Raw genomic sequence first — 23,350 nt, forward strand, 5'->3', positions numbered from 1 at the left:
TGTTTTCAAGCGTATTTTGCAACCCTCGTTAGGGGTTGCGACGTTCAAAGTTATAAATGGCTTCACTCAAGGCGCTATCGAGTCGATCACCTATGTTCAGGCCGATGCCGCGAAGCTGAAACTCAATGAATATGCCGCGATCATATTCCAATAGTTGAGGGTCAACTTGCGTCGTTAGTTCGTTATCCAGCCAGCGTCGGCCGACTATCCTCAGCCGATAGCAACAGCTCGTGTATTCGATACCGCCAAGCGTATCGAGTTCACGGTTCCGCGTAAAATCGTGATAGCCACGGGCAATCAGGCTCAAGTTTGCGGTGATGGGCCAGGCAACCGAAAGCTCGCCTTGACTGTCATGATTGGCCGAGGGTTGGCGATTATAGCGATATCCGAGGTTGAAGATGCGATTTTTATCATCGAAGTAGCGGATCGTAACGCTACCTTTGTCCGTTTTTTGTGTCTCTGGGTCGTAGAGAATGTCACTGCTTAGGCGAAGAGAGTCGGTAATTTGTCCGGATATTTGCCCGGCAACTTGTGATTTCTTTTCCGTCAGTGGAATCTGGCTACTATTTAACGACACTTTTCGGTCATCAAAGTAGTAAATTTGGCCAAGACTTAGGCTTAGGCGCTCTTTACCAGACTTGTTTCCAATAAAGCGAGAGGTTAGGCCTACCGAGATCTGATTGGCATCATCAATGCGATCACCGCCGCTAAAGCGGGTGGTTCGAAACAGCTGGTTGTAGCTGAAGGTCATTTCGCTTGTATCAAAATTTATATTGTCTAGCTCGCCCTGATTTTCGTAATCATTGTAAAAATAGAATAGTCTAGGCTCGAAAGTTTGTAAGTACCCGCTATCGGCGAGAGTACCATCTCGCTCAAAGAAAAGCCCCATGTCGAGGGCACCACCGGCTGCCGCGACACTCGGTTTCGCCTCTTCGCCGCTGGCGAGGAAGTCTTCGTCCAGTGAATAATCGATTGCGCGGACTATAGCGGTAGGTTTCACAAAGCCCCAGACCCATTCTTGATTCCAGGTCGCGCTGTAATCGAGACGCAAGCGGTCGCCTTCATTGCGTGGCAGTGTTTGGTTGTTATCAAGGGCAAAGCGAGTCCATTGATTATCGAGCTGAATATCGAGCTTACTCAATTGATAGCGGCCGTTCGCTTCAAGACGGGGTTTTTGTTGATAGGGCTCTCTCGCAGTCGGAACCAAATTTTGAAACTCTTCCAGCTGAGCCGTTAGTCGCCAGCGATTGAGATCGACCCCAAACAAACCCAGTTGGCGTAGATTGGTGCTGCGATTGATGTCCAGGTTGGCGGTATCAATGTGGCGGAAGTAATCGATATCACTAACCTTTGTGTAGTCAATCGTTGAAAACCAATGCTCACCCTCGCCGCGTTGTTGGATGCTGCCGACCCAGCGGTCTTGGCCGTCATACACTGTGGCATCGGCGGTAGTGAAGTCATCAGTAGGGGATGGGGTCAGCGCTGAGTTGTCGATCGCGTCCTGCTCACTCTCTGAAACACCGTCTTTACCGCCGCCGAGCCAAGCGCCGGCGAGCGTCGTTTCAAACCAGCGATTGAGGTGGCGGACCTCCAACTCAGTGCTTAAACCGCGTTGAGTGATATAGCGGGGGGTGATGGTGAAGTCTAGGTTGGGCGCTATTGAAATGTAATAGGGCAGCGCAAAGTCTTTGCTAGAAAAACTGGGATATAAAATACCCGTTTTCGGCTTGTCGCCAGTCGGAAAACTGACGTAAGGAAAGTAAAACACTGGTATCCCACCGAGCTCAAGGCGCAGGTGCTTGGCGGTGCCTTGTTCATTTTCTTTGTCGAGGTGGATTTCGCTACCGCGTATTGTCCAAATCTCATGGCCGGGTTCACATTGGGTGAAGGCTCCGCGCGACAGCGTGAGATTGTCGTTCTCATCTCGGCGAATCTGCTCAGCGCTGCCTCGCAAGTGCTGGTCGACAACCAAAAATTGCCCATCAGTGACAACCGCTTCGCCCGTATCGCCATTGACCGTGGCTGCAGACCCGACCATTAGGCTGCCCGCGTTGAGAATCTCTATATTGCCTTGAGCCCGGTTGGTATTAGTTTCGCGGTCAATTTCCACGCTATCGGATTGAAGGCGAAGGCTACCCTGCGTAATTTCAACGCCGCCATCGACGCGCAAGACGCTGTTAGGGTTGCCGCTGAGGTTCCCTCCCGCCGTGATGCGTGTTTCGGCGTTCTCGGGTGGCGTGGTGTCTCCGGTGTCGGGCACCAAGTAGGCACCACAACAGCCTTGTTTGATTCGCTGTTGCTGTTCTGCTGATAGCGATTCGACATCTAAGCTTTCTTTTGGAACCCAGTAGAGGGGATGATTGGCTCGGTCTTTACTTGAGGTTTCTGCGGCAAGCTTTGTTCGAATTTCAGTCCGTGTAGTGAGCGTTTCGCACTGCCACTGTCCGTCCACTGCGCGGCACAGGTGTTGCGGCTTGGCGGCAAAGGCGGGGGTGTCGAGAGCGAGCAAGATGCAAGGTAGGGATAGTTTGAATGCGAACAACGCGCTCTGCTGGAAACACTGTGTGAACAATCGATTGGCCTTATTAATCTATTTCGTAGAGGGCTTTATTCCACTTGATTTTACTGCGCTGAAGCCACCTTGTTGCGCCGTCGAGGATTCTACTGGAAAGCGCGGAGTCATCCCAGCTTTAGAACAGCTGAAGTTGTTTTGACCTATGTCTCGCAAGTTAATGAATTACAAGCAAATCTGTGGCATCAATGGTATAAGGTGCACATCGTCCGGGTGCTTCCGTTCAGCGTCGACGCTCGTACATTGAGAACTTGTCCAGTGAAAACCAGTAGGAACAATGTTTAGCATGGCCAGCGATTCTGTAGTAACCGATACGTTGACGGCATGGGTAGAAGCGCAGCTTCCAACGCTGTCAGATTTACACATCACCTTATCTGAAGCCCCAATAGAGCTTGTGCCGCTTTCCGGCGATGCGGGAGCGCGCTGTTACTTTACGCTCCCTAAAATCCCTTCGTTGTTGGCGGTATATGCGCCAATAGATTCAGAAGACAGCCAGCAATTTGTGGCAATTGCGAATTACCTTCGTGAGCAGGGCATTCACGCGCCGCAGGTCTACGCGGTAGATTTTACACAAGGCTTCTTGCTCATAGAGCACATGGGTGATCAGCTTTTTCTGGCTGAATTGACCCAAGACAATGTCGAGGTGCTATACGGTGAGGCGATGCTGGCTCTGCTTAATATGCAGCAAAGTGCTAGAAATCTCGATACATTAGAGGATTACTCTAGCGAAAAATTACTTGCTGAAATGTCGCTATTCCCAGAATGGTTTGTGGGCGGGCTACTGGGTAAAACGCTCAGCGATGGCGAAAAGCGCCTGCTCGATGATGTGTTCAGCAAAATTGTGGGCAGCGCGCTCGAACAGCCAACTTGTTTCGTTCATCGCGACTTTCACTCGCGGAATCTTATTCACCGAAAGGTCGGGCAGCCGGGTGTGATCGACTTTCAAGATGGTGTGTGGGGGCCTTTTACCTACGACCTCGTGTCGTTATTGCGTGATTGCTACGTGCGTTGGCCTGCAGAGCGCGTTAATCACTGGTTAATGACCTACGCAAATATGGCCATGGATGTTGGCATTATAGGAACCACTTCGCCGGAACAGCTTCAGCGTTGGTTTGACTGGATGGGGTTGCAGCGACATATCAAGGTACTGGGTATTTTTGCGCGTTTACATCTGCGTGATAAAAAACCTCGTTATTTAACGGATCTGCCTTTGGTGATTCGTTATACCCTTGAGGTCGCCGAGCGCTATCCCGAATTAGCCGAGTTTCATCAGTGGTTTTGTGATGTGTTGTTACCGCAATGCAAAGCCCAGACCTGGTATAGCAACTATCAGTTGGCGGGTTATACGCCTGCGTAAAGATCTTATGAAAGCTTTTATTTTCGCCGCTGGTCGAGGCCAGCGCATGGGTAAGCTAACTGACGCTACACCTAAGCCGTTACTCGAAGTGGCAGGGCGCCCGTTGATTGAATACGTCATCGAGCGCATCGCTACGACGGGTATCCATCAGTTGGTCATTAACCTAGCGTATCTGGGTGAACAAATCGCAGATCGCCTCGGTGATGGAAGTCGTTACGGGGTCAACATCGAATATTCGCGAGAGCCTTATCCTTTGGAAACGGGAGGTGGTATTCTCAGTGCGTTGCCGCTGCTCGGGAATCAACCCTTTCTCGTGATTAACGCAGATGTCTGGTGTGACATGCCCTTGCATGGGCTGGTTGAGCGAGGCCTAAGGTCTGGTGAGCTGGGCCATCTCGTGTTAGTCGATAACCCCGAACACAATCCCGCTGGTGACTTTAGCTGGGCGGCGACTGATGAAGAATCGCCTTACGCAGGTGTTGAGCGCTTGTTGGGTCGAGGTGAAGGCGAGCGGTTAACGTATAGCGGAATTGCCATTTTGCATCCTCGTCTGGTGAGTGAATACCCGAAAAAACGAGAAGTCTTTCCGCTGCTTGAAGCGTTTGAATACGCTATCTCGAAGCAAGCGCTGTCCGGTCAGTATGCGTCTTGCGACTGGCGCGATATTGGCACACCTGAGCGTCTCGCATCGCTGGAACACCATCTGCTGTTGACCAAATAGGGGAAACCAGTCGCAAATAGTTGGGTTTCCTTGTTGCTCGACTTTCCATCAAGCCGCTATCCTTGCCCACCTTCAAATCTAGGCGACCCAACGTTGCCATCATTTAAATCAGAGAATCTTGAGTTTCTCCCCAGTCACTCTGTGTCTATGAGACGGCGGGTGGATAGGTTGTTTACATGAGTACAATTTCAATTACCGACGAACAGCGTCGGCTCACCTTAATTGCGTCATTAGTCGTGTTCTTCTTGGGGGCGTTGGATATGACGATCCTGTCTACGGCCATGCCGCGCATTATCGAAGAGCTAAACGGCATAGAGCTATACGCTTGGGTAACTACCGCTTACATGCTGACCTCCACAGTACTGGTACCGATCTTTGGTAAGCTCGGTGATATTTATGGTCGCAAAGTGATTTTGGTCTGGGGTATCTCAATTTTCTTGCTGGGTTCTGCGCTTTCTGGCTTGAGTGGCGAGTTCGGTACGCTGCCAATTATTGGTGATGGAATTCATCAGCTGATTGTCTTTCGGGCATTGAAAGGCGTTGGCGGCGCAGCGCTATTTACCTGTGTCATTGCAGTCATTGCTGATCTTTATCCGCCGCTGCAGCGAGCTAAGTTTATGGGGCTGTTCGGTGCTGTTTTCGGTGTCTCCAGCGTCATTGGGCCGTTTGTCGGAGGGTTGTTAACTGACTACGCAACCGTCACATTGTTTGGCCATGAAATTCCAGGTTGGCGCTGGGTGTTCTATGTGAACCTGCCATTAGGGCTGTTTTCGCTCTATTTGATTGTGCGCAAAACCCCGCGTACCAATCACGCAGCTGGTGGCAAGATTGATTATCTCGGCGCTGCATTGTTTATCGGTGCATTTATTCCGTTGCTTCTGGCGTTAACTTGGGGTGGACACAAATACGAATGGCAGTCGTGGCAAATTTCTGCGCTCTTCGGAGGCGCATTGATGTCGTTGGCGGCATTTGTGGTGGTGGAAAAGTTGGCAAGTAACCCGATCATGCCGTTGCAGCTGTTTGCGATTCGCGCGTTTACGGTCACCAACCTTGCAGCCTTTGTTACTGGCATGGCGTTCTTGGGTATCGTCATGTTTATGCCGCTCTATATGCAGGTGGTTATTGGGGTGAGTGCCACAAACAGTGGTTTTGCGATGTTTCCCCTCATGCTTGGCATGATGACGGCGAGTATTGCAAGTGGTCGGTTGGTGTCTCGCCTAGGCGTTTATAAGTCTTTCATGGTTGGTGGGGGTGCTATTGCGATCGTTGGTGTGGCGCTTCTAACGCAAGTTGGCCCAGATGCTAGTGCTTGGGACTTGGCGTGGCGGATGGTCATTGTGGGCATTGGTCTGGGGCCAATGCAAGGTTTGGCCAATTTGGTTGTGCAAAATGCGGTGTCTATGGCTCACATGGGGGCCGCCACGAGTGCTACGCAGTTTTTCCGTCAGATAGGCTCTACCGTGGGGATTGCGCTGTTTGGTACGTTTTTGACGCACAATTTGACTATCGAGCTTCCCAAACAGTTACCTAACCTCAATGCTGGCTCTGAGCAAACCGCTAACCTTGACCAGGCTCAGTCGAACGCGATGAATCTCGAGCAGATGCGCGCTGGAATCATCGAGCGTTTCGACGAGTTTTATGTCGTTATTGATAAAGCCTTTCATGGCGACCAGGAGGCGATTGCGTCGGTGAATAATAATGCATTGGTGCCGCCAATTCTGAAACAGCTGGTTGCCCAAGGTCAGGGGAAGCCTGAGGCGGAGCTAGAAAAAACGTTAACTAATGTGAAAACCATGCTTGCGGGGCAGGCGAAGCAGACAGCGGATAACATGGAGCGAGGTTTAAAGGTTGCGTTCTCTAATTCTATTACCAGCATGTTTTCCGCAGCCTTGTGGATTGTCCTGGCAGCGTTTTTGATTACGTGCTTTATTCCCGTTATATCTCTGCGTGCTGCCGGTGCGGTAGAAGCTGCTGCAAAGGCGGCCGCGGCGGCCAAAAGTAAAGAGCAAACAGCTCCCCCGAGCGAAGGCTCATAGTTCAGGGGTTAGCGTTTGCGCGATAAAAAACCCCATACCGCCCTATTTGTATTGTCGTACGGAGGTGTTATCACCGTTCGTTGTTCGTAATAGCGCAGGCCATTGCGACGTGCAACTCTCGAGCGCTGCTCTGCCTCATGGCGCTGTTCTGGTGAAGGGGCGCTCACGATGTCCAGCAACGGTAGGTTGACGTTCCCCAGCAAGGTGGTCATGCCTGATGCTTGGTGGGGGATGCTATTGCGGGCATTCACTAAGATGACAGCCGTTAATCGGTTGGGGCGTCCTACTTCGGCAAAATAATTGGCCACCCTGGCCGCGCCAGCGCCTTGGCCATACAGAATTAATTGACTGCCCGAATTTGCTTCACTAGTGATGAATTCCAGGGCGGCGATAATACGATCTTGTACTATTTGTTCCTGATCAGTTTTTTCTGATTGTTCTGGCTCCCGCTCTTCTTCAGGGATGAATGATCCATCACCAATACTATTGGTCGAGTCGTCAAAGATTTCGTTCTTCTCGTTGGGGCCTGCTTGAGGCTCGTCAGATTCGGTTGATTCAGCGGCTTGTTCGCTGTCTTCAGATTCGCCCCGGGGCCCGCTTGAGGTCGTTTGAGGGCGTGCAGGCGGGTCAGGGATATGCGGTGCCGGCAAGCTCAGAGAGAGGATATTCCATCCTTTGGAAGGTAAGAATTGTTCCAGTGTTGCTAAAGTGCCGGGTGAGCCTGGCTTCTCTCCCGCATCTGGCAGAATGACTATCCAGCCCTTGGGCTTCGCGCTCGTTGCAATCACTCTTTTTGTGAGAAAGTATTTATCGGCCACCTTGAGCCACTTTACATGTTCCTTAGGAAGTGACTTCGCGAGCAGGCGCATCTGTTCCATTTCGCTCTGTTGTGGTGGTGGGCGTGAGGTGGTCACAGCGGGCGCTGTTTGCTCTTCATCGTTATTTGAGTCTTGGCTTGCCCCCAGGCTTGAAAGGCAGGATATCCCCACCAGCAAGGTTGTTTGAATAAGGCGGCGGGCCATTAGGCTGGGCGTCGTCCTGGGTTGAGGGCTAATCGCTAAATAGTTCATGCCCTTTAGTATAGACCTGAGCATTCCGGCTGCATGTGGATTCAAGTACAATTACAGCTTTTGCTCTGCGTGTTAATTCCTCTCAAAGATAAGTTCACCCCTATGAAACAAGATTACAAAATTGCCCCATCAATACTTGCCGCTGATTTCGCCCGTTTGGGTGAAGAATGCCAGTCTGTTCTGGATGCCGGGGCGGATATCATCCACTTTGACGTAATGGACAATCACTATGTCCCCAACCTCACCATTGGCCCCGTTGTATGCCAAGCGTTACGTAAATTTGGGATTCAGGCTGAGATAGATGTGCATCTCATGGTTGAGCCGGTAGATGACCTTATCGGTATGTTTGCCGATGCAGGTGCCGATTACATAACCTTTCATCCGGATGCATCTAAGCATGTTGACCGGTCATTGCAGTTGATTCGCGATGCGGGGTGCAAACCTGGTTTGGTGCTAAACCCGGCAGTGCCCCTCGATACTATCAAGCATGTCTTGCCACAGCTTGATATGTTATTGCTAATGTCAGTAAACCCCGGTTTTGGTGGTCAGTCGTTTATTCCTTACACGCTGGATAAGCTTCGTGAGGCGCGAGCGTTGATTGACCAATGTGACAGGCCTATCAGACTTGAGGTGGACGGAGGGATTAAAGTAGAGAATATTCGCGCCGCGGCCGATGCGGGTGCTGATACGTTCGTCGCTGGAACCGCAATTTTCGGGCAGGACAGCTATGCAGATGCCATTGCCGCGATGAGAAACGAATTAACAAAATAGAGTTTTACTAGGTGTAGGGAAGTTGATGATGAAGTATTTACCAAGTGTTTTAGCCGTAAGTTGTGTGGGTGTTTTGCTGGCCGGGTGTGGTGGCTCAGGCGGCAGTGATTCGGGCAGTTCAGGTACGGATGTCTCGTTAAGTTTTTCTGACGCGCCGGTACAGGATGCGCAAGAGGTAGTCATTACCGTTGATACCATCACGTTCAATCGCTCAGGTGAGGATGATATCGTCGTAGATACCTTCACCAGTGACGAGCTAGGGATTGAAGATGCCGATACTTTTACCCTGGATCTGTTGGATTATCAGGGGGCTGATAGCGTCTTGGTGCTCGACAGCGTTAAATTACCGGTCGGTGAGTATTCTAATCTTCGTCTTGGAATCCTGGATGAAAACTTGGCGTTCTCATACGTCGTGGTTGGTGGAAATGCCTATGAAATCAAAGTTCCAAGTGACGAATTAAAATTGGGTGGATTCACTGTCTCAGAAACGACCACACAAAATTTTGTTGTGGAGTTTGATCTTACAAGAGCATTAGCGCACAACCCCACACCTGAGCGCTATATCCTCAAGCCGCACGGTGTACGTGTGGTTGATCTTCAGGAGGCGGCAACACTTCAAGGGACAGTCGACCTTGATGCGCTCCACGCCATCACGCCGTGCGATACGAAACCTGTGCAGACCGTGGACAATATTGCCTATCTTTACCAAGGTCATGATTTGGATACTAATTTACTTGGTGATGTATTTGTACGCGGCCCAGAGCCAGGTGAATTGGTGAACGGCGAGCCAAGTGTGCCTGATGTCGACTATGATTCTGATGTTCCGGCAGACATTATTGCGCCTTATGGCAGTTCTATTATTGATAATAGCGAAGTCAGCTACATCTTCTCCTACGTTGAGCCGGGTGATTACACCTTGGCGATTTCGTGTGAGGCCACTGATGACAACCCCATATTGTGGGATGAAATTCCGGTGCCATCACCGGTGCTTCAGGTGGTTGAGTTGACCCTAGCGGAGGGCGAGACTGAATCCTGCGACTTCCCTCTAGCTGATGGTGTTTGTGCTCCGTAGGGGCAATGCAAACGGCAAATGCTAAAATCTCTGATCTAGGCTAGCCAAATGAGGTTAGCCTAGATAAACTACCAGCCAAATTTAACCCGGTGCAGCCTTCCTCTCCGGTAGGTGCACAATAATGATGAGACATGGCAACACCGTGATTTCTCTGCACTTCACTTCTCAGTTCTTTTCCTCAGTGTGGCGTTGGCGACGCTAGTGCCTCGGCGCACCTCTGTTTCGCGCCTATCATCGCTAATCGGCGATTCTTAAAACTGCATATTCGCTTAAATCATAATGCTCGACGGACGGGTATTGATCCTGAGGAAGGACCATGAATAACGTACAATTTGAAGAATTAAAACAACAAGGCTACAACCGAATACCGGTCGTACGTGAAATTTTAGCTGACCTAGAGACCCCTTTATCAAGCTATCTTAAGCTTGCTGATGGCCCCTACAGTTACTTATTTGAGTCTGTTCAGGGTGGCGAGAAATGGGGCCGCTACTCCATGATTGGTTTACCTGCCAGCACCGTGCTTAAGGCGTTTGGAGAGGAAGTCTTGGTCGAAGAACAAGGCGAAGTCGTTGAGCGTTACCAGCTTGCAGACCCGTTGGATTTCGTCACTGAATTCCAAAGCAGGTACAGAGTTCCCGAGGTCGAAGGCCTACCAATGTTCAACGGTGGTCTCGTTGGCTATTTTGGCTACGATTGTGTTCGCTATGTTGAAGCGCGCCTCAAAAAAACGCAACCGGAAGACATTATTGGTAACCCCGACATACTGCTCATGGTTTCAGACGAAGTAGTGGTCTTTGATAATTTGTCGGGTAAGCTCAGCATTGTTGTCCATGCAGATCCAGCGCAAGACAATGCGTTAAGTGATGCGCAGGCGCGCCTTGATCAACTGGTCGAACTAATGGCGACCGCAGAGCCTAAAACTCAACCGATGAAGCTTCGTCCGGACGAAATAGCAGAGGACTCATTCAAGTCCCATTATGGGCGTGATCGTTATGAAGAGGCGGTTGAAAAAATCAAAGAGTACGCGCTAGCGGGTGACATCATGCAGGTGGTGCCGTCGCAACGCCTGTCGATTGACTTTCATGCCGATCCAATCAACTTATACCGCGCACTGCGTAATTTAAATCCATCCCCCTATATGTATTTCCTCAATCTGAACGATCACTATGTGGTTGGCTCGAGCCCGGAAATCTTAGCGCGTCTGGAAAACGGCGAAGTGACAGTGAGGCCGATAGCTGGTACTCGCCGTCGTGGTCGCACGGTGGAAGAAGACCTGGCAATGGAGAAGGAGCTGGTCAACGATCCTAAAGAAATTGCGGAGCATTTGATGCTTATTGATCTGGGTCGGAATGATGTGGGACGTGTGGCACAAACCGGGCAAGTTAATGTCACCGAGCAAATGGTGGTAGAGCGCTATTCTCACGTTATGCACATCACGTCGAATGTGACAGGCAAGGTGAAACCGGACGTTTCAGCGATGGATATATTGCGAGCGGTACTACCGGCAGGCACCCTGTCGGGAGCGCCAAAAATTCGTGCGATGGAAATTATCGACGAGTTAGAAAGTGAAAAACGTGGTGTCTATGGTGGTGCAGTGGGTTATTTGTCTTGGAATGGCAATATGGATACCGCTATCGCCATCCGCACGGCGGTCATTAAAAATAACGTGTTATATGCGCAAGCTGGAGGAGGGGTTGTGGCAGATTCCATTCCCGCGCTGGAATGGAAAGAAACCATGAATAAGGCACGCGCGATTTTCCGCGCAGTCGACATGGTTCAGAACTAGCCCAACTTCCAGGAGAAATAACATGTTGTTAATGATTGATAATTACGATTCCTTTACCTACAACGTTGTGCAATACCTCGGCGAGTTGAAAGCTGATGTTCACGTTGTACGCAACGACGAATTAACGTTAGAAGAAATTGTTGCGCTAAACCCCGAGCGGCTTGTGGTGTCACCCGGTCCTTGTACCCCGAACGAAGCCGGTGTTTCTGTCGCGGTGATTAAGCATTTTGCCGGGAAGATACCCGTTCTTGGGATATGTTTAGGGCACCAAAGCATAGGGCAAGCGTTTGGTGGTAACATTGTGCGAGCCAAGCACGTCATGCATGGTAAAACATCACTGATGCATCACAATAATAAAGGCGTATTCAAAGGCCTCGAAAATCCGTTTACCGCAACGCGTTACCATTCGTTAGTGATTGAGAAAGAGTCGCTGCCGGATTGCTTGGAGATCACGTCCTGGACGCAAACGGAAGACGGCGAGATCGACGAAATTATGGGTGTGCGTCATAAAGAATTGCCCATCGAAGGTGTGCAATTCCATCCCGAATCGATATTGACCGAACACGGCCATGACTTGTTGCAAAATTTCCTCGATATTCATTTGTAATACCGCGGTGAATGATGGCGCAAATAAAAATATATGGGATTAGAGGCACTCTAATCCCTCGGCGTGCCCAATTGTCAAACGTTATTCATGAGTGTGTGATGGAAGCGTTAGAGTTTCCGGCTGATAAAAGAGCACATCGATTTTTCCCAATGGATAAAGATGATTTTCTATATCCTGGCGGGCGCAGTGATGACTACATCATTATTGAAATTATGATGATGGAAGGTCGAACGGTAGCGACACGTAAACAGTTAATCCGTTTGCTTAATGACCGCATTCACCGTGACTTAGGCATCTCACTGCAAGACATTGAAATCGTGATAACTGAAAGCCCTGCGTGTAATTGGAGCTTTCGCGGCATTCATGGTGATGAAGCCTCCTTAAGTTATCGAGTCGACATTTAAAATACATGGTAAAGGGATCATCATGAGTATCCAAAATACGATTGCCAAAGTGGTTGATGGGCACGATTTGTCAACTGATGAAATGATCGCTGCGATGCGATTGATTATGACCGGTGAAGCGACGCCTGCACAAATTGGTGGGTTCTTGGTTGCACTGAAAATTAAAGGCGAAACTATCGAAGAAATTGCTGGCGCAGCGCAGGTCATGCGAGAGCTGTCTAGTAAAGTTGAAATCGATGTGCCGAATATGGTGGATACCTGCGGTACCGGAGGGGACGGCTCTAACCTATTTAACGTTTCAACCGCGGGTGCGTTTGTTGTCGCCGCCGCAGGCGGGCATGTAGCGAAGCATGGTAATCGTTCGATTACTAGTTCCACCGGTAGTGCTGATGTGTTGGAGACCGCCGGTGTCAATTTAGATCTAACACCAGAACAAGTAGCGAAATGTATTGCGGAAGTCGGTGTCGGATTTATGTTTGCGGTAAAACATCATGGTGCAATGAAGCATGCCATTGGGCCGCGTAAAGAATTAGGCTTGCGCACGATTTTTAATGTGCTTGGTCCGATGACAAACCCTGCAGGTGTTAAGCGACAAGTGATTGGTGTTTATGATCAATCTCTTTGTGAGCCTATAGCTAAAGCTTTACAGCAGTTAGGCAGTGAGCATGTGATGGTCGTCCATGCCAGTGATGGTTTGGATGAATTTACGCTGGCGGGTGAAACATTTGTCGCTGAACTAAAAGATGGCCTAGTTACTACTTATACAATTAAGCCCGAAGATGTTGGCATAGAAACTCAGTCTCTGGATGGTTTGAGTGTCAGTAGTTCTGATGAATCCTTAGCGTTAATTCGTGGTGCGTTGTCGCGTCAAGGTACGGATATATCAAATAAGGCAGCCGACATCATTGCCTACAACGCAGGTGCTGCCATTTACGTGAGTGGTCTCAGTGATGACTTCAAAACAGGCGTGGCGCTAGCGCAAGATGCCATCGGTAGTGGTTTAGCATTGGGCAAGCTTACCGAGCTTGTTGAAATGTCATCGTGCTTTTAATCCTGCTTGAACGGTTGAAGCGTTAATAGTTAAAGAATAGGAATTCGTTGTGAACGCACCTACAGTGTTACAAAAAATTATCGATAGAAAATTCGAAGAAGTTGCTGAACGAAAGGCGAAGGTCTCCATCGATGAGCTACAAGTAGCTATTGCAGAACAAACCCCCGCCCGAGGTTTTGTGCAGGCAATCGAGAATAAAATCAGTGCAGGCCACGCGGCAGTGATTGCTGAAATAAAAAAAGCTTCACCAAGCAAAGGCGTTATTCGAGAAGACTTTTTTCCCGCTGAAATAGCTAAGAGTTACGAAAAAGGTAATGCAGCATGTATTTCTGTATTGACGGATGTGGATTTTTTTCAAGGTAGTGACGCTTATTTGAAAGAAGTTCGTGCCGCGACTCGTCTACCGGTACTGCGTAAAGACTTTATGGTCGATGAGTATCAAATATACGAGTCTCGCGCCATTGGAGCGGATTGCATTTTGCTAATCGCAGCCGCCCTTGAATTGCCGAAAATGCAGGCGTTAAGCAAGCTAGCGATTGAGCTTGGTTTGGATGTGTTGGTGGAGGTTCATAATAGCGATGAACTCGCATCGGCGCTGACGCTTGATACCCGCCTTATCGGCGTCAATAATCGTAATTTGAAAACGTTTGATGTGAATTTGGAGTCGACATTCGGTTTGTTAGATAAGATTCCAAAGGATCGTATTGTGGTAACGGAAAGCGGTATCCATACTACGGATGACATTGCTGCCATGAGGGGGCACGACGTGCATTGCTTTTTAGTCGGCGAGGCGCTGATGCGTGCTGACGATCCGGGCATTCGTCTAATGGATTTGTTCAGTTGATTGCTTAACTTTTTAAGTGCTTCACACCTGATGATCAGTAGAGGGACCCTATGCGATTACCAACTTTGGTGCTATTTGGCGCGCTAACACTGATTGGCTGCGATGGTTCCGATGCGCCGCCCCCCGACACTAGGTCGATTGTGGCGGCACCCACAGTGCAGGAAGCGAAGGTTTTTTTGGCTGAAGCTGAAGGACGCATCGAATCCGCGGGTAAACACGCTGCCCATGCCTCATGGATTGCGTCCACTTATATTTCTTACGATAGTCAAATTTTAGAAGCTAAAGCTAGCCAGGCCTTTACAGAGTTATCTGTTGAACTAGCGAATAGAGCCGCGCGATATAATACAGTTCAGCTTGACGAAGTTGATCGTCGAAAGCTGGAGTTACTCAAGCAGGTTTTAACCTTTCCTTCCCCCCAAGATTCAGCGAAAGCTCAAGCGCTAGCGGAAATTAGCTCTCAATTGAGCGCGATGTATGGTTCATCAGAATACTGCCGCGCTGATGGCGAGTGTTTTTCAGGGGATACCTTAGAGCGATTGATGCGTACCAGTCGTAATCCAGACGAGCTAAAAGAATATTGGCTAGGCTGGAGAACTATCTCACCGCCTATGAAGCCTTTGTACCAAAGGCAAGTTGAAATTGGGAATGAGGGCGCGCAAGCACTGGGTTATGAAAACCTTGGTGTCTATTGGCGATCAAAATATGACATGGATCCTGATGAATTTGCCGCTGATGTCGATGCGCAGTGGGAAAAAGTGAAGCCGTTTTATGATGCGCTGCACTGCCATGTGCGAGCGGAACTGAATGAATTTTATGGCGATGATGTGGTGCCAGCAACGGGTGCTATTCCTGCGCATTTGCTAGGTAATCAATGGGCTCAGCAGTGGGGGCAATTGTATGACCTAGTGGCCCCGCCAAAAACGGGCAGTGGCTATGATCTGAATCAGTTGGTCAGCGAGAACATTAATAACGAAATTGAAATGGTAAAAATTGCCGAGCAGTTTTTTATGTCACTTGGGTTCGATCCGTTACCGCAGACGTTTTGGGAACGCTCAATGTTTGTCGAGCCAATCGATCACAAAGCAATTTGCCACGCCAGCGCATGGAGTCTTGATGGCAAAGACGATTTGCGCATAAAAATGTGTATTAAAAAATCGGCTGAGGATTTCGAAACCATTCATCACGAGCTAGGCCACAATTTTTATCAACGCGCCTACAAAGACCAGCCTGTACTGTTCCAGGGGAGTGCGAATGACGGTTTTCACGAAGCAGTGGGTGACACGATTTCCCTGTCAGTCTCTCCAAAATACCTAGTCGATATTGGCTGGCTTGAGCAGGAGCCAGGGGCAGAGGACGATATGGGGTATTTAATGCAGATGGCGTTAGATAAAATTGCATTCCTACCTTGGGGGCTTCTAGTTGATAAGTGGCGCTGGCAAGTTTTTAATGGAGAAATAACCCCCGAGCAATATAATGCGGCTTGGTGGGCCTTGCGAGAGGAGTATCAAGGTGTGGTGCCTCCGGTAGCTCGAACGGAGTCTGATTTTGATCCGGGAGCAAAGTTTCACATACCAGGGAACACTCCCTATATGCGCTACTTCCTAGCGTTTATCCAACAGTTCCAATTTCATCGTGCACTGTGTGAAGCGGCCGGTCATCAAGGGCCGCTGCATCGTTGCTCTATCTATGGCAACGAAGCGGCTGGGGAAAAGCTGCGAGCTATGCTGGCCATGGGGGCAAGCCGACCCTGGCCTGAGGCAATGGAGGCGGTTACTGGTCAAAGGGCATTGGACGCGTCGGCCATAATCGATTATTTTCACCCCTTGAAGCTTTGGCTGGATAAACAAAATCAAGGCAGGCAATGCGGCTGGTAGGTAATCTGCGGCCACATTTAGGTAGTGCCGTATACGCTGTAGAATGACGGAAATGACCCAAGAGATATCAGACAACCCCCAACAACCCTCCAGCTTGGCATCAGACCCCGCTGTCATGGATTGGTCGGCGATGGAGCTGCCCGATACCTGGGTTGATAAGATCGATTATTCTAGTGCAAAGGATGTATTCAAGTTAATGCGCGCCGTACTGGGACGCAAGCGAGAGGGGGTGGCGTTGCCGGAGGGGCTTCCAGGTAAAGATTCAATTCCCAAGTATATTCTTCAAGAATTCCACCGCCTCCCCAATGGTAATTACTCTAAACGTATTACCCGTGGATATATCACGGGCTTCGAGCACTCAATGTTGGGCTCGATGAAGGTAGGGCGAGCTGAGATGGCCCAGCAGTTTGTCGGTTGCCAATCAGTTCTAGATGTCGGCTGTAGCGGCGGTAGAACGGCTCGCGCATTGCGTGACGTCGGTGTGAAGGATGTGTGGGGGCTTGACCCATCGCCGTACCTGCTACAGCACGCTGCTGTCGATAACCCCGATGTGAATTTTGTGCAAGGGACCGCTGAGAATACGGGGTTTGCGGCTCAGCGTTTTGACGGAATTACCGCCTGCTTTCTCTTTCATGAAATGCCGCCACGCTACATTGGTCAAGCCTTGGCTGAGTTCAGCCGGATCTTAAAACCAGGTGGTAAAGTATGCATTAGTGAGCCGGCACCAGAACAGGTGGAGCTAGGGATATTTGCGTTACTGAGGCGCTATGGTTGGCGAGGTGCGTACTATGGCCTGTTGGCAAAGTTTGTTTATGAGCCGTTTATTATGGCTTGGCACAAAACGTCCACGGCTAAATTTTTTAATGACCACGGTTTCGATGTCTTACTCGATGAGTCTGGGATGCCGTTGCGACACATCACCCTGCAAAAACGATAGGGCCTTCAAACAGACATAAAAAAGCCCAGCATTTTAGCTGGGCTTTTTTATGTCTACTCGCTTTCCAAATTAGGGCTAGCGCGTACCAAATACCACCATAGTTTTGCCTTTCACCGAGACAAGTCCCTGGTCTTCGAGTGTTTTGAGCACCCGGCCGACCATCTCTCGGGAGCAGCCCACAATACGACCTATTTCCTGGCGAGTGATTTTGATCTGCATGCCATCGGGGTGGGTCATTGCGTCAGGTTCTTTACAGAGGTCAAGCAGCGTACGTGCAACTCGTCCGGTTACATCGAGGAATGCTAAGTCACCAACCTTGCGCGTGGTGGCACGTAGGCGACGAGCCATTTGTGAGCCAAGGGCGAACAAGAATTCAGGGTGGCTTTCGGATACCTCTTCAAACTTGGCGTAGCTGATTTCGGCAACTTCACATTCAGTTTTGGCTCGAATCCAAGCACTGCGTGGATCCTCATCACCGAATAAGCCCATTTCGCCAAAAAAATCCCCGTCATTGAGGTAGGCAACGATCATTTCACGACCTTCGTCATCCTCGATAAGCACGGTGACAGAGCCTTTTATGATGTAATACAGCGAATCACTTTTATCACCAGCATAAATTAGCGTGCTTTTGGCTGGGTAGCGCCGACGATGGCAGTGGCTCAAAAACTCTTCGACGTTTTTAATGTGGGGTGTGAGAGATACAGCGACCAATGTGCAGTCCTCGAGTTATAGGTGTTTTTTTATGCAAGACTATTTGCTGTAGTTTGACAACAAATGGCGATAAGTTTCTGTAATTTCTACATTATGTCTTTAAATTAGCTGAGAATCCAGTATGCATTTGTATGCAAATTGTACAGCGTCCATCGCACGAGAGGCATCCTTTTATTGCAGCCCAACTAGATGGCGTCGCTAACTCTCTGCGGCACTGGAGATTATGGTATCCTTGCCGCCCAATTCACAACGAGCGAGACGCCAACTGGTGATTGGTTGGTAGTTGATCCGCCAACAGTGTCACAGTTTACGCAAAGAGGTCAATATGCAGGCAACCGTAAAATGGGTTGATGGAGCGATGTTTGTCGCCGAGTCGGGTAGTGGGCATAGTGTCGTGATGGACGGCCCTCCTGATCACGGTGGTCGTAATATGGGCGTTCGTCCGATGGAAATGCTTCTTTTAGGGCTGGGCGGTTGTTCAAATTTTGACGTGATGAGTATTTTGGAGAAATCACGGCAAAAGGTTAGCGATTGTCGCGTGGAGATTAGTGCAGAGCGCGCAGACGCTGTTCCCGCTGTATTTACTTCAATTCATCTACATTTTGTCGTGAGTGGCGAAGGCCTGAAAGAGAATCAAGTAAAGCGCGCTGTAGAACTATCGGCTACCAAGTATTGTTCGGCATCGATCATGATGGAAGCGGCAGGGGTTAAGGTGACTCACGACTACGAGATAGTTGAGAAGTCCTAGAGAGTCCCTTTAATTAATTTGCGGTTTAAACGCGATACGTAATACTAGTCATGACTTTGGATACCAGGGTCATGGCTTTTTTTATGGGGTACGGGAATTCCGTGCCGCCAGCTGCTAGTGCCGTATGGCCATGTTTCCGCTCGTCGAGCAACATTTGCTCAACAATGGCCCGGCTTTTTTCATCTTGCTCTGGCAATATTTGCAGGTGACTTTCCAGATGATCACACACTTGGTCTTCGGTCGCGGCCACAAACCCTAGGCTAATTTTATCGCTAATCAGTCCAGCCCCTGCGCCAATTCCAAATGATAATCCGTACCACAAAGGGTTTAGAAAGCTTGGGTGGCTGCCTAGTTGCTGTATACGCTCTTCGCACCACTGAAGGTGGTCGATTTCTTCGATTGCTGCATGTTCCATCTCTTCGCGGACTTCAGGCAACTTTGCCGTTAAGGCTTGGCCTTGGTACAACGCTTGCGCGCACACCTCCCCGCTGTGGTTAACTCGCATCAGCCCCGAAACATGCTTAGCTTCGGCTTCACTCAAATCATGTTCTTCTTTAGCTTCTGCTGGCGATGGTCGTGATACTGGGCGCTTATCGAGGGCAACGGTTCGTAAGGCGTGATCTGCTTGAATTAAAAGAGTGTCGATAAAACTGAGTTGGCGTTGGCTTGTCATTGCACGGTGTCTTTTGGGTAAACGGTGTTTTTTGGTCAACAGTCTGGGCGTGAAACGTCTCTAGTGTAATCTAAAAGCGGTAAAATTTCAGGTGCTGGTGCATTCGGCTGGGCTTGGTTACTATCCTTTAACAAATAATACGAGCCAAAACGGCATATCGATCAAAAACAGTCAATTATTGGAAATGTAAATGAGTAGTAAAAGTAGTTCATTAGGGCATGGTATTACCTGTATTGATACTGGCCTGGCACGCCCCCACATGGCAGCGTGCTATCTAATAGAGAGCAATGGGCGTTTGGCTATTGTTGAAACTGGCATTAAGCAAACGGTTGACACGCTAATTAATCTTATCGAAGCGAAAGGCTACCAGCTAAGCGATGTCGATTGGGTGATCATCACACATGTGCATCTTGATCATGCAGGCGGAGCCGGACTATTGATGAGCAATTTGCCGAATGCGAAACTCGTGGTGCATCCTCGCGGTGCTCGACATATGATTGACCCGTCCAAACTACAGGCGGGAGCGAAAGTAGTCTATGGTGAAGAAAAATATAACGAAACCTATGGCGATTTAATTCCTATCGCAGAAGATAAAATTCATATTGCAGAGGATGGTAGTAAAGTTAAATTGGGGATGCGTGAGTTTATTTTCATTGATTCTCCAGGGCACGCCAAGCATCACTTTTGCGTATACGACACGGAAAGCCAGGGTTTCTTTACGGGTGATACCTTAGGCCTCCGCTACGCTGAGCTGACCACACCCGATAAACACTTTTGTTTGATTTCTACGACACCGGTGCAATTTGATCCGGATGCAATGAAGGAGTCTATTCATCGAGTCATCGACTTTAACCCAGCGGCACTGTACCTCACACACTATGGCAAAGTAGAAAATCTAATCGACCACCAGATACAATTGTTTCGACAAATTGACTGGGTTTGTGATATGGCATTATCTGTTAAAAATAAAGAAAATCGTCAGCAGTTAATTGAGACGGAAATGATGAACTATGCATTAGCAGAACTAGAAAAGATCGGTTCCCCGCTAACCGTCGACGAGCAGCGAGCAGTTCTGGCGCCAGATATTCGCCTCAACGCGCAAGGTATTGATGTCTGGTTGTCGCAAGTTGCATAGTGTGTGAAATTGAAAATTAAAATAGTTAGCTAGAAGTGAACCTATGGATGATTCTCGTGATGTGGGGCTGCTGTTAGATTCGCGTGTCCCCTTGCTTGTTGTTGAAACATATGATGAAAAAAGAGCGCTCGATATGCTCCTTCGTGTGGCGAACAAGCGTGATAGAAATATCTTTCGTTGGACAATAACCGACGGTTTGGCCCGGTTAAGTTTTGGGCCTCAAGTCGTCAGTATTGCCGATCATACTGAACCGCAAACGATACTAGAGCATATCAAGCAAACGGTAACCCCAGCAATTTATGTGTTATGTGACTTTCATCCTTATTTGCATGAATCACCACGCAACATCCGATTGATTAAAGATATTATTCATCTGCATTCGAGCGTTCCCAATACATTGGTATTGCTCAGTCACCAGCTGAGACTGCCTGAGGAACTCTCGCGCTATAGTGCGGTGGTGAAATTATCTATGCCGACTGATGAAGAGATTATGGCGATTATTCGGGAAGAAGCGAAACAGTGGACTAAGTCTGCTCGAATTAGCCGAATTAAAACAGACAGTGCAACTATTGATAAATTGATCGCCAACTTGCGCGGACTAACTCACAGCGAAGTGCGTCGCCTAGCTCGGAGCGCCATTGTAGACGACGGCGCAATTACCGATGATGACATCCCTGAAATTAATAAAGCTAAGTTTGAATTAATGGACATGGATGGGGTTCTGAGCTTTGAATACAATACTGAAAAGTTTTCGAATGTCGGTGGGCTGAATGCGCTTAAAAGTTGGCTGGAGCAACGTCGAACCCCTTTTGTTGATGCAGATAAAGATAGCTTAAACGATATGCCGAAAGGGGTTTTGCTTGTTGGTGTGCAAGGGGGTGGCAAAAGTCTTGCAGCCAAAAGTGTGGCTGGGTTGTGGGGGTTGCCTCTGCTAAGAATGGATTTTGGGTCGCTGTACAATAAATTTATCGGCGAAACGGAGAAAAATGTACGTGAAGCGTTAAAACTAGCCGATATGATGTCTCCTTGTGTGTTGTGGATGGATGAGATAGAAAAAGGCTTATCTTCCGATAATCACGACACTGGGACATCTAAACGCATTTTAGGCACCTTATTGACGTGGATGGCTGAACGTTCTTCTCGTGTTTTTGTTGTGGCTACCAGCAATGATATCAGTGGGTTGCCACCAGAGCTTATTCGTAAAGGTCGCTTAGATGAAATTTTCTTTGTTGATTTGCCCGATAGTAAAACGCGAGAGCAGATTTTCACTATTCATTTGAATAAGCGGGATCTCAACCCGGACTATTTTGATCTTGCTAAACTTGCTGAATCCAGTGATGGTTTTTCAGGTGCCGAAATAGAACAGGTCGTTGTTGCTGCAACCTATTCGGCCGCAGCTAGTCAAGTACAAGTCACTACCGATCAGCTATTGCAAGAGATTTTCAATACGTCACCGTTGTCTGTCGTGATGTCGGAAAAAATTGCTGAATTGCGTCGTTGGGCTGCGACAAGAACCGTCTCGGCAAATTAACCCTTTTACGTATTCTTTAAAATACTTTGCTGGTGTTAGTTTTCAGCTCTCTAGTAAGTGCTTTGTAATGTTCAATTGTCTCTTTATATAGGTGAATTTTAAATTTGGATTCTCGGTAATGGATTTGAACAATTTTCAAAAATATTCTGATTGCATTGGGAAAAGGGTATTGCTGACGGGTGGAACAGGATTTATCGGTCGGCGGCTTGTTGAAGTACTACTCAATCTAAAATGCAAAGTCACGGTGCTGACACGTAACCCGGAAGCGTCGGAAAAACTGTTTCAGGGGCAAGTTTCTATCGTTGAGGGCCTATCGAATATTGGCTCTACCGCTGCGTTTGATGTAGTCATCAACCTAGCCGGAGAGCCTCTTGCCGAAAAGCGTTGGAATGCTAAACGTAAACAAGAGTTTATAAACAGTCGTGTGCAAACCACTGCTTCTATTTGTGATTTGCTCTCTAGACTTAAACATCAACCGGATGTTTTGATAAATGGCTCGGCGATTGGGTTTTATGGTCCACATGGTGACGACGTATTAACGGAAGAGTCTGCAGCAGTTGACTGCTTCTCGCATAATTTATGTCGGCGCTGGGAGGAGCAGGCTCTGCAGGCCAAGCCTTTTGTGGGTAGGGTCTGTTTATTACGAATAGGTATTGTACTGGGTCAAGACGGTGGCCCTCTTAAAGAATTGTTGCAGCCCTATAAATTTGGTGTGTCGACTCAAATTTCTAGTGGTCAACAGTGGATGTCTTGGATTCATCGTGACGACTTAATTGCTATGGTGCTGCATTTAATATGTGAGCCAAAGCTGTCTGGGCCAATCAATGGTACCGCACCGAATCCGGTCACTAACGCGGGGTTTGCCGATGTTTTGGAGCAGTGTTTTAGAACTTTTATTAGAGTCCGCGTGCCCACCAAGATCTTGAGCTTGTTAGTGGGTGAGCTTGCAGATGAAGTGCTTATTACAGGTCAAAAAGTATTGCCAACTAAAATTGAAAATAGCGGTTTTGTCTTTGAGTATAGTCAGTTGATTCAGGCTATTGAGGATATAGTGGGCGCCCGGTGACACTGAACATTTGAAAGACTCCGATACTAAAAAGCCCAGGTAAATACCTGGGCTTTTTAGTATCGGAGGTGGTCCTCGATTTATATCGTTTCCGCTTGCGCAATTGCAGCAGCAATTTTAGATTTGAGATCGCTAGAAACTTCCTGTTGTTCGGCTATAGGTGCTTTGACCAGCTGAGTTTTTGTCTGCTCAATAGCCACTTTTTGAGTATCAAGTAGCAGAGCTGATCCGTAGCTTAAGAGTGGCAGAATCAACACGGCAGCAACAATCGCAATACCATTGATAGAGCGGGGAGTTAGGTTGGCCATGGGTAAATCCTCTTGAATGCGCGAACGCTCCAGTTCGCAATCTGTGTGTGACATAGTTCACATTATAGCCGCAAAC

At 48.6% G+C, this 23,350-nt stretch carries 21 protein-coding genes; 16 read left to right on the forward strand and 5 right to left on the reverse strand.

All coding sequences use genetic code 11. From position 1 onward, the window contains the following. Positions 1 to 28: 28 nt before the first annotated feature. Complete coding sequence (locus tag ACZ5NB_RS04655) at positions 29 to 2,542, reverse strand: LPS-assembly protein LptD (protein WP_460231828.1); 2,514 nt, start codon at positions 2,540 to 2,542, stop codon at positions 29 to 31. 316 nt (positions 2,543 to 2,858) lie between these two features. On the opposite strand from ACZ5NB_RS04655, the gene ACZ5NB_RS04660 reads away from it, so the two are divergent. The 3 genes from ACZ5NB_RS04660 (at position 2,859) to ACZ5NB_RS04670 (ending at position 6,686) form a co-directional block, all read left to right on the forward strand. After that, entirely contained in the window at positions 2,859 to 3,929 is a 1,071-nt protein-coding gene (locus ACZ5NB_RS04660; protein ID WP_460231829.1) for an aminoglycoside phosphotransferase family protein, read from the forward strand. A gap of 7 nt (positions 3,930 to 3,936) precedes the next feature. Then, a complete protein-coding gene (murU, locus tag ACZ5NB_RS04665) occupies positions 3,937 to 4,650 on the forward strand; it encodes an N-acetylmuramate alpha-1-phosphate uridylyltransferase MurU (RefSeq protein WP_460231830.1) in 714 nt (237 codons plus the stop codon). Positions 4,651 to 4,826: 176 nt separating this feature from the next. Beyond that, positions 4,827 to 6,686: an MDR family MFS transporter gene (locus tag ACZ5NB_RS04670; protein WP_460231831.1), complete on the forward strand. Its 1,860-nt coding sequence runs from the start codon at positions 4,827 to 4,829 to the stop codon at positions 6,684 to 6,686. Between the two features lie 8 nt (positions 6,687 to 6,694). Here the strand turns inward: ACZ5NB_RS04670 and ACZ5NB_RS04675 are convergent, their stop codons facing one another. Continuing rightward, complete coding sequence (locus ACZ5NB_RS04675) at positions 6,695 to 7,756, reverse strand: DUF3530 family protein (RefSeq protein ID WP_460231832.1); 1,062 nt, start codon at positions 7,754 to 7,756, stop codon at positions 6,695 to 6,697. A 102-nt stretch (positions 7,757 to 7,858) separates the two neighbouring features. Between ACZ5NB_RS04675 and rpe the strand changes: the two genes are divergently transcribed. The 9 genes from rpe to ACZ5NB_RS04720 all read left to right on the forward strand — a co-directional run bounded on the left by rpe (position 7,859) and on the right by ACZ5NB_RS04720 (position 17,102). Further along, entirely contained in the window at positions 7,859 to 8,527 is a 669-nt protein-coding gene (gene rpe, locus ACZ5NB_RS04680) for a ribulose-phosphate 3-epimerase (RefSeq protein WP_460231833.1), read from the forward strand. 25 nt (positions 8,528 to 8,552) lie between these two features. Beyond that, entirely contained in the window at positions 8,553 to 9,599 is a 1,047-nt protein-coding gene (locus ACZ5NB_RS04685; protein WP_460231834.1) for a DUF4382 domain-containing protein, read from the forward strand. A 316-nt stretch (positions 9,600 to 9,915) separates the two neighbouring features. Then, the gene (trpE, locus tag ACZ5NB_RS04690; RefSeq protein WP_460231835.1) at positions 9,916 to 11,385 is read left to right on the forward strand and encodes an anthranilate synthase component I; all 1,470 of its coding nucleotides are present in this window, start codon (positions 9,916 to 9,918) and stop codon (positions 11,383 to 11,385) included. 22 nt (positions 11,386 to 11,407) lie between these two features. After that, entirely contained in the window at positions 11,408 to 11,992 is a 585-nt protein-coding gene (locus ACZ5NB_RS04695; protein WP_460231836.1) for an aminodeoxychorismate/anthranilate synthase component II, read from the forward strand. A 71-nt stretch (positions 11,993 to 12,063) separates the two neighbouring features. Continuing rightward, the gene (locus tag ACZ5NB_RS04700) at positions 12,064 to 12,396 is read left to right on the forward strand and encodes a tautomerase family protein (protein WP_460231837.1); all 333 of its coding nucleotides are present in this window, start codon (positions 12,064 to 12,066) and stop codon (positions 12,394 to 12,396) included. 22 nt (positions 12,397 to 12,418) lie between these two features. Next, a complete protein-coding gene (trpD, locus tag ACZ5NB_RS04705) occupies positions 12,419 to 13,447 on the forward strand; it encodes an anthranilate phosphoribosyltransferase (protein ID WP_460231838.1) in 1,029 nt (342 codons plus the stop codon). A gap of 49 nt (positions 13,448 to 13,496) precedes the next feature. Further along, a complete protein-coding gene (trpC, locus tag ACZ5NB_RS04710; RefSeq protein WP_460231840.1) occupies positions 13,497 to 14,291 on the forward strand; it encodes an indole-3-glycerol phosphate synthase TrpC in 795 nt (264 codons plus the stop codon). Positions 14,292 to 14,341: 50 nt separating this feature from the next. Further along, entirely contained in the window at positions 14,342 to 16,165 is a 1,824-nt protein-coding gene (locus tag ACZ5NB_RS04715) for a M2 family metallopeptidase (RefSeq protein WP_460231841.1), read from the forward strand. Positions 16,166 to 16,217: 52 nt separating this feature from the next. Then, on the forward strand, positions 16,218 to 17,102 hold the full coding sequence (locus tag ACZ5NB_RS04720) for a class I SAM-dependent methyltransferase (RefSeq protein ID WP_460231842.1): 885 nt from the start codon (positions 16,218 to 16,220) through the stop codon (positions 17,100 to 17,102). A 75-nt stretch (positions 17,103 to 17,177) separates the two neighbouring features. On the opposite strand, the gene crp is transcribed toward ACZ5NB_RS04720, so the two are convergent. Continuing rightward, positions 17,178 to 17,813, reverse strand: coding sequence for a cAMP-activated global transcriptional regulator CRP (crp, locus tag ACZ5NB_RS04725; protein ID WP_460231843.1), 636 nt, complete (start codon positions 17,811 to 17,813; stop codon positions 17,178 to 17,180). 325 nt (positions 17,814 to 18,138) lie between these two features. On the opposite strand from crp, the gene ACZ5NB_RS04730 reads away from it, so the two are divergent. Further along, positions 18,139 to 18,561: an OsmC family protein gene (locus tag ACZ5NB_RS04730; protein WP_460231844.1), complete on the forward strand. Its 423-nt coding sequence runs from the start codon at positions 18,139 to 18,141 to the stop codon at positions 18,559 to 18,561. 25 nt (positions 18,562 to 18,586) lie between these two features. Here ACZ5NB_RS04730 and coq7 read toward each other — a convergent pair whose 3' ends face one another. After that, on the reverse strand, positions 18,587 to 19,234 hold the full coding sequence (gene coq7, locus ACZ5NB_RS04735) for a 2-polyprenyl-3-methyl-6-methoxy-1,4-benzoquinone monooxygenase (protein ID WP_460231845.1): 648 nt from the start codon (positions 19,232 to 19,234) through the stop codon (positions 18,587 to 18,589). 190 nt (positions 19,235 to 19,424) lie between these two features. Between coq7 and ACZ5NB_RS04740 the strand changes: the two genes are divergently transcribed. The 3 genes from ACZ5NB_RS04740 (at position 19,425) to ACZ5NB_RS04750 (ending at position 22,966) form a co-directional block, all read left to right on the forward strand. Further along, positions 19,425 to 20,369 (forward strand): MBL fold metallo-hydrolase, encoded by a 945-nt coding sequence (locus tag ACZ5NB_RS04740; protein WP_460231846.1) that lies wholly within the window; start codon positions 19,425 to 19,427, stop codon positions 20,367 to 20,369. Between the two features lie 43 nt (positions 20,370 to 20,412). Beyond that, positions 20,413 to 21,900, forward strand: coding sequence for an AAA family ATPase (locus ACZ5NB_RS04745; RefSeq protein WP_460231847.1), 1,488 nt, complete (start codon positions 20,413 to 20,415; stop codon positions 21,898 to 21,900). 118 nt (positions 21,901 to 22,018) lie between these two features. Further along, positions 22,019 to 22,966 (forward strand): TIGR01777 family oxidoreductase, encoded by a 948-nt coding sequence (locus ACZ5NB_RS04750; RefSeq protein WP_460231848.1) that lies wholly within the window; start codon positions 22,019 to 22,021, stop codon positions 22,964 to 22,966. 80 nt (positions 22,967 to 23,046) lie between these two features. On the opposite strand, the gene ACZ5NB_RS04755 is transcribed toward ACZ5NB_RS04750, so the two are convergent. Next, positions 23,047 to 23,328: a hypothetical protein gene (locus ACZ5NB_RS04755; RefSeq protein WP_460231849.1), complete on the reverse strand. Its 282-nt coding sequence runs from the start codon at positions 23,326 to 23,328 to the stop codon at positions 23,047 to 23,049. Positions 23,329 to 23,350: the final 22 nt, after the last annotated feature.

It is taken from the genome of Aurantivibrio plasticivorans (assembly GCF_055392955.1).

Excerpts from the sequence above, each read along its gene's own strand:
- ACZ5NB_RS04660 (WP_460231829.1), top strand. The coding sequence starts at position 2,859 with ATGGCCAGCGATTCTGTAGTAACCGATACGTTGACGGCATGGGTAGAA.
- murU (WP_460231830.1), top strand. The coding sequence starts at position 3,937 with ATGAAAGCTTTTATTTTCGCCGCTGGTCGAGGCCAGCGCATGGGTAAG.
- ACZ5NB_RS04670 (WP_460231831.1), top strand. The coding sequence starts at position 4,827 with ATGAGTACAATTTCAATTACCGACGAACAGCGTCGGCTCACCTTAATT.
- ACZ5NB_RS04675 (WP_460231832.1), bottom strand. The coding sequence starts at position 7,756 with ATGAACTATTTAGCGATTAGCCCTCAACCCAGGACGACGCCCAGCCTA.
- rpe (WP_460231833.1), top strand. The coding sequence starts at position 7,859 with ATGAAACAAGATTACAAAATTGCCCCATCAATACTTGCCGCTGATTTC.
- ACZ5NB_RS04685 (WP_460231834.1), top strand. The coding sequence starts at position 8,553 with ATGATGAAGTATTTACCAAGTGTTTTAGCCGTAAGTTGTGTGGGTGTT.
- trpE (WP_460231835.1), top strand. The coding sequence starts at position 9,916 with ATGAATAACGTACAATTTGAAGAATTAAAACAACAAGGCTACAACCGA.
- ACZ5NB_RS04695 (WP_460231836.1), top strand. The coding sequence starts at position 11,408 with ATGTTGTTAATGATTGATAATTACGATTCCTTTACCTACAACGTTGTG.
- trpD (WP_460231838.1), top strand. The coding sequence starts at position 12,419 with ATGAGTATCCAAAATACGATTGCCAAAGTGGTTGATGGGCACGATTTG.
- ACZ5NB_RS04715 (WP_460231841.1), top strand. The coding sequence starts at position 14,342 with ATGCGATTACCAACTTTGGTGCTATTTGGCGCGCTAACACTGATTGGC.
- ACZ5NB_RS04720 (WP_460231842.1), top strand. The coding sequence starts at position 16,218 with ATGACCCAAGAGATATCAGACAACCCCCAACAACCCTCCAGCTTGGCA.
- ACZ5NB_RS04730 (WP_460231844.1), top strand. The coding sequence starts at position 18,139 with ATGCAGGCAACCGTAAAATGGGTTGATGGAGCGATGTTTGTCGCCGAG.
- coq7 (WP_460231845.1), bottom strand. The coding sequence starts at position 19,234 with ATGACAAGCCAACGCCAACTCAGTTTTATCGACACTCTTTTAATTCAA.
- ACZ5NB_RS04740 (WP_460231846.1), top strand. The coding sequence starts at position 19,425 with ATGAGTAGTAAAAGTAGTTCATTAGGGCATGGTATTACCTGTATTGAT.
- ACZ5NB_RS04745 (WP_460231847.1), top strand. The coding sequence starts at position 20,413 with ATGGATGATTCTCGTGATGTGGGGCTGCTGTTAGATTCGCGTGTCCCC.
- ACZ5NB_RS04750 (WP_460231848.1), top strand. The coding sequence starts at position 22,019 with ATGGATTTGAACAATTTTCAAAAATATTCTGATTGCATTGGGAAAAGG.
- ACZ5NB_RS04755 (WP_460231849.1), bottom strand. The coding sequence starts at position 23,328 with ATGTCACACACAGATTGCGAACTGGAGCGTTCGCGCATTCAAGAGGAT.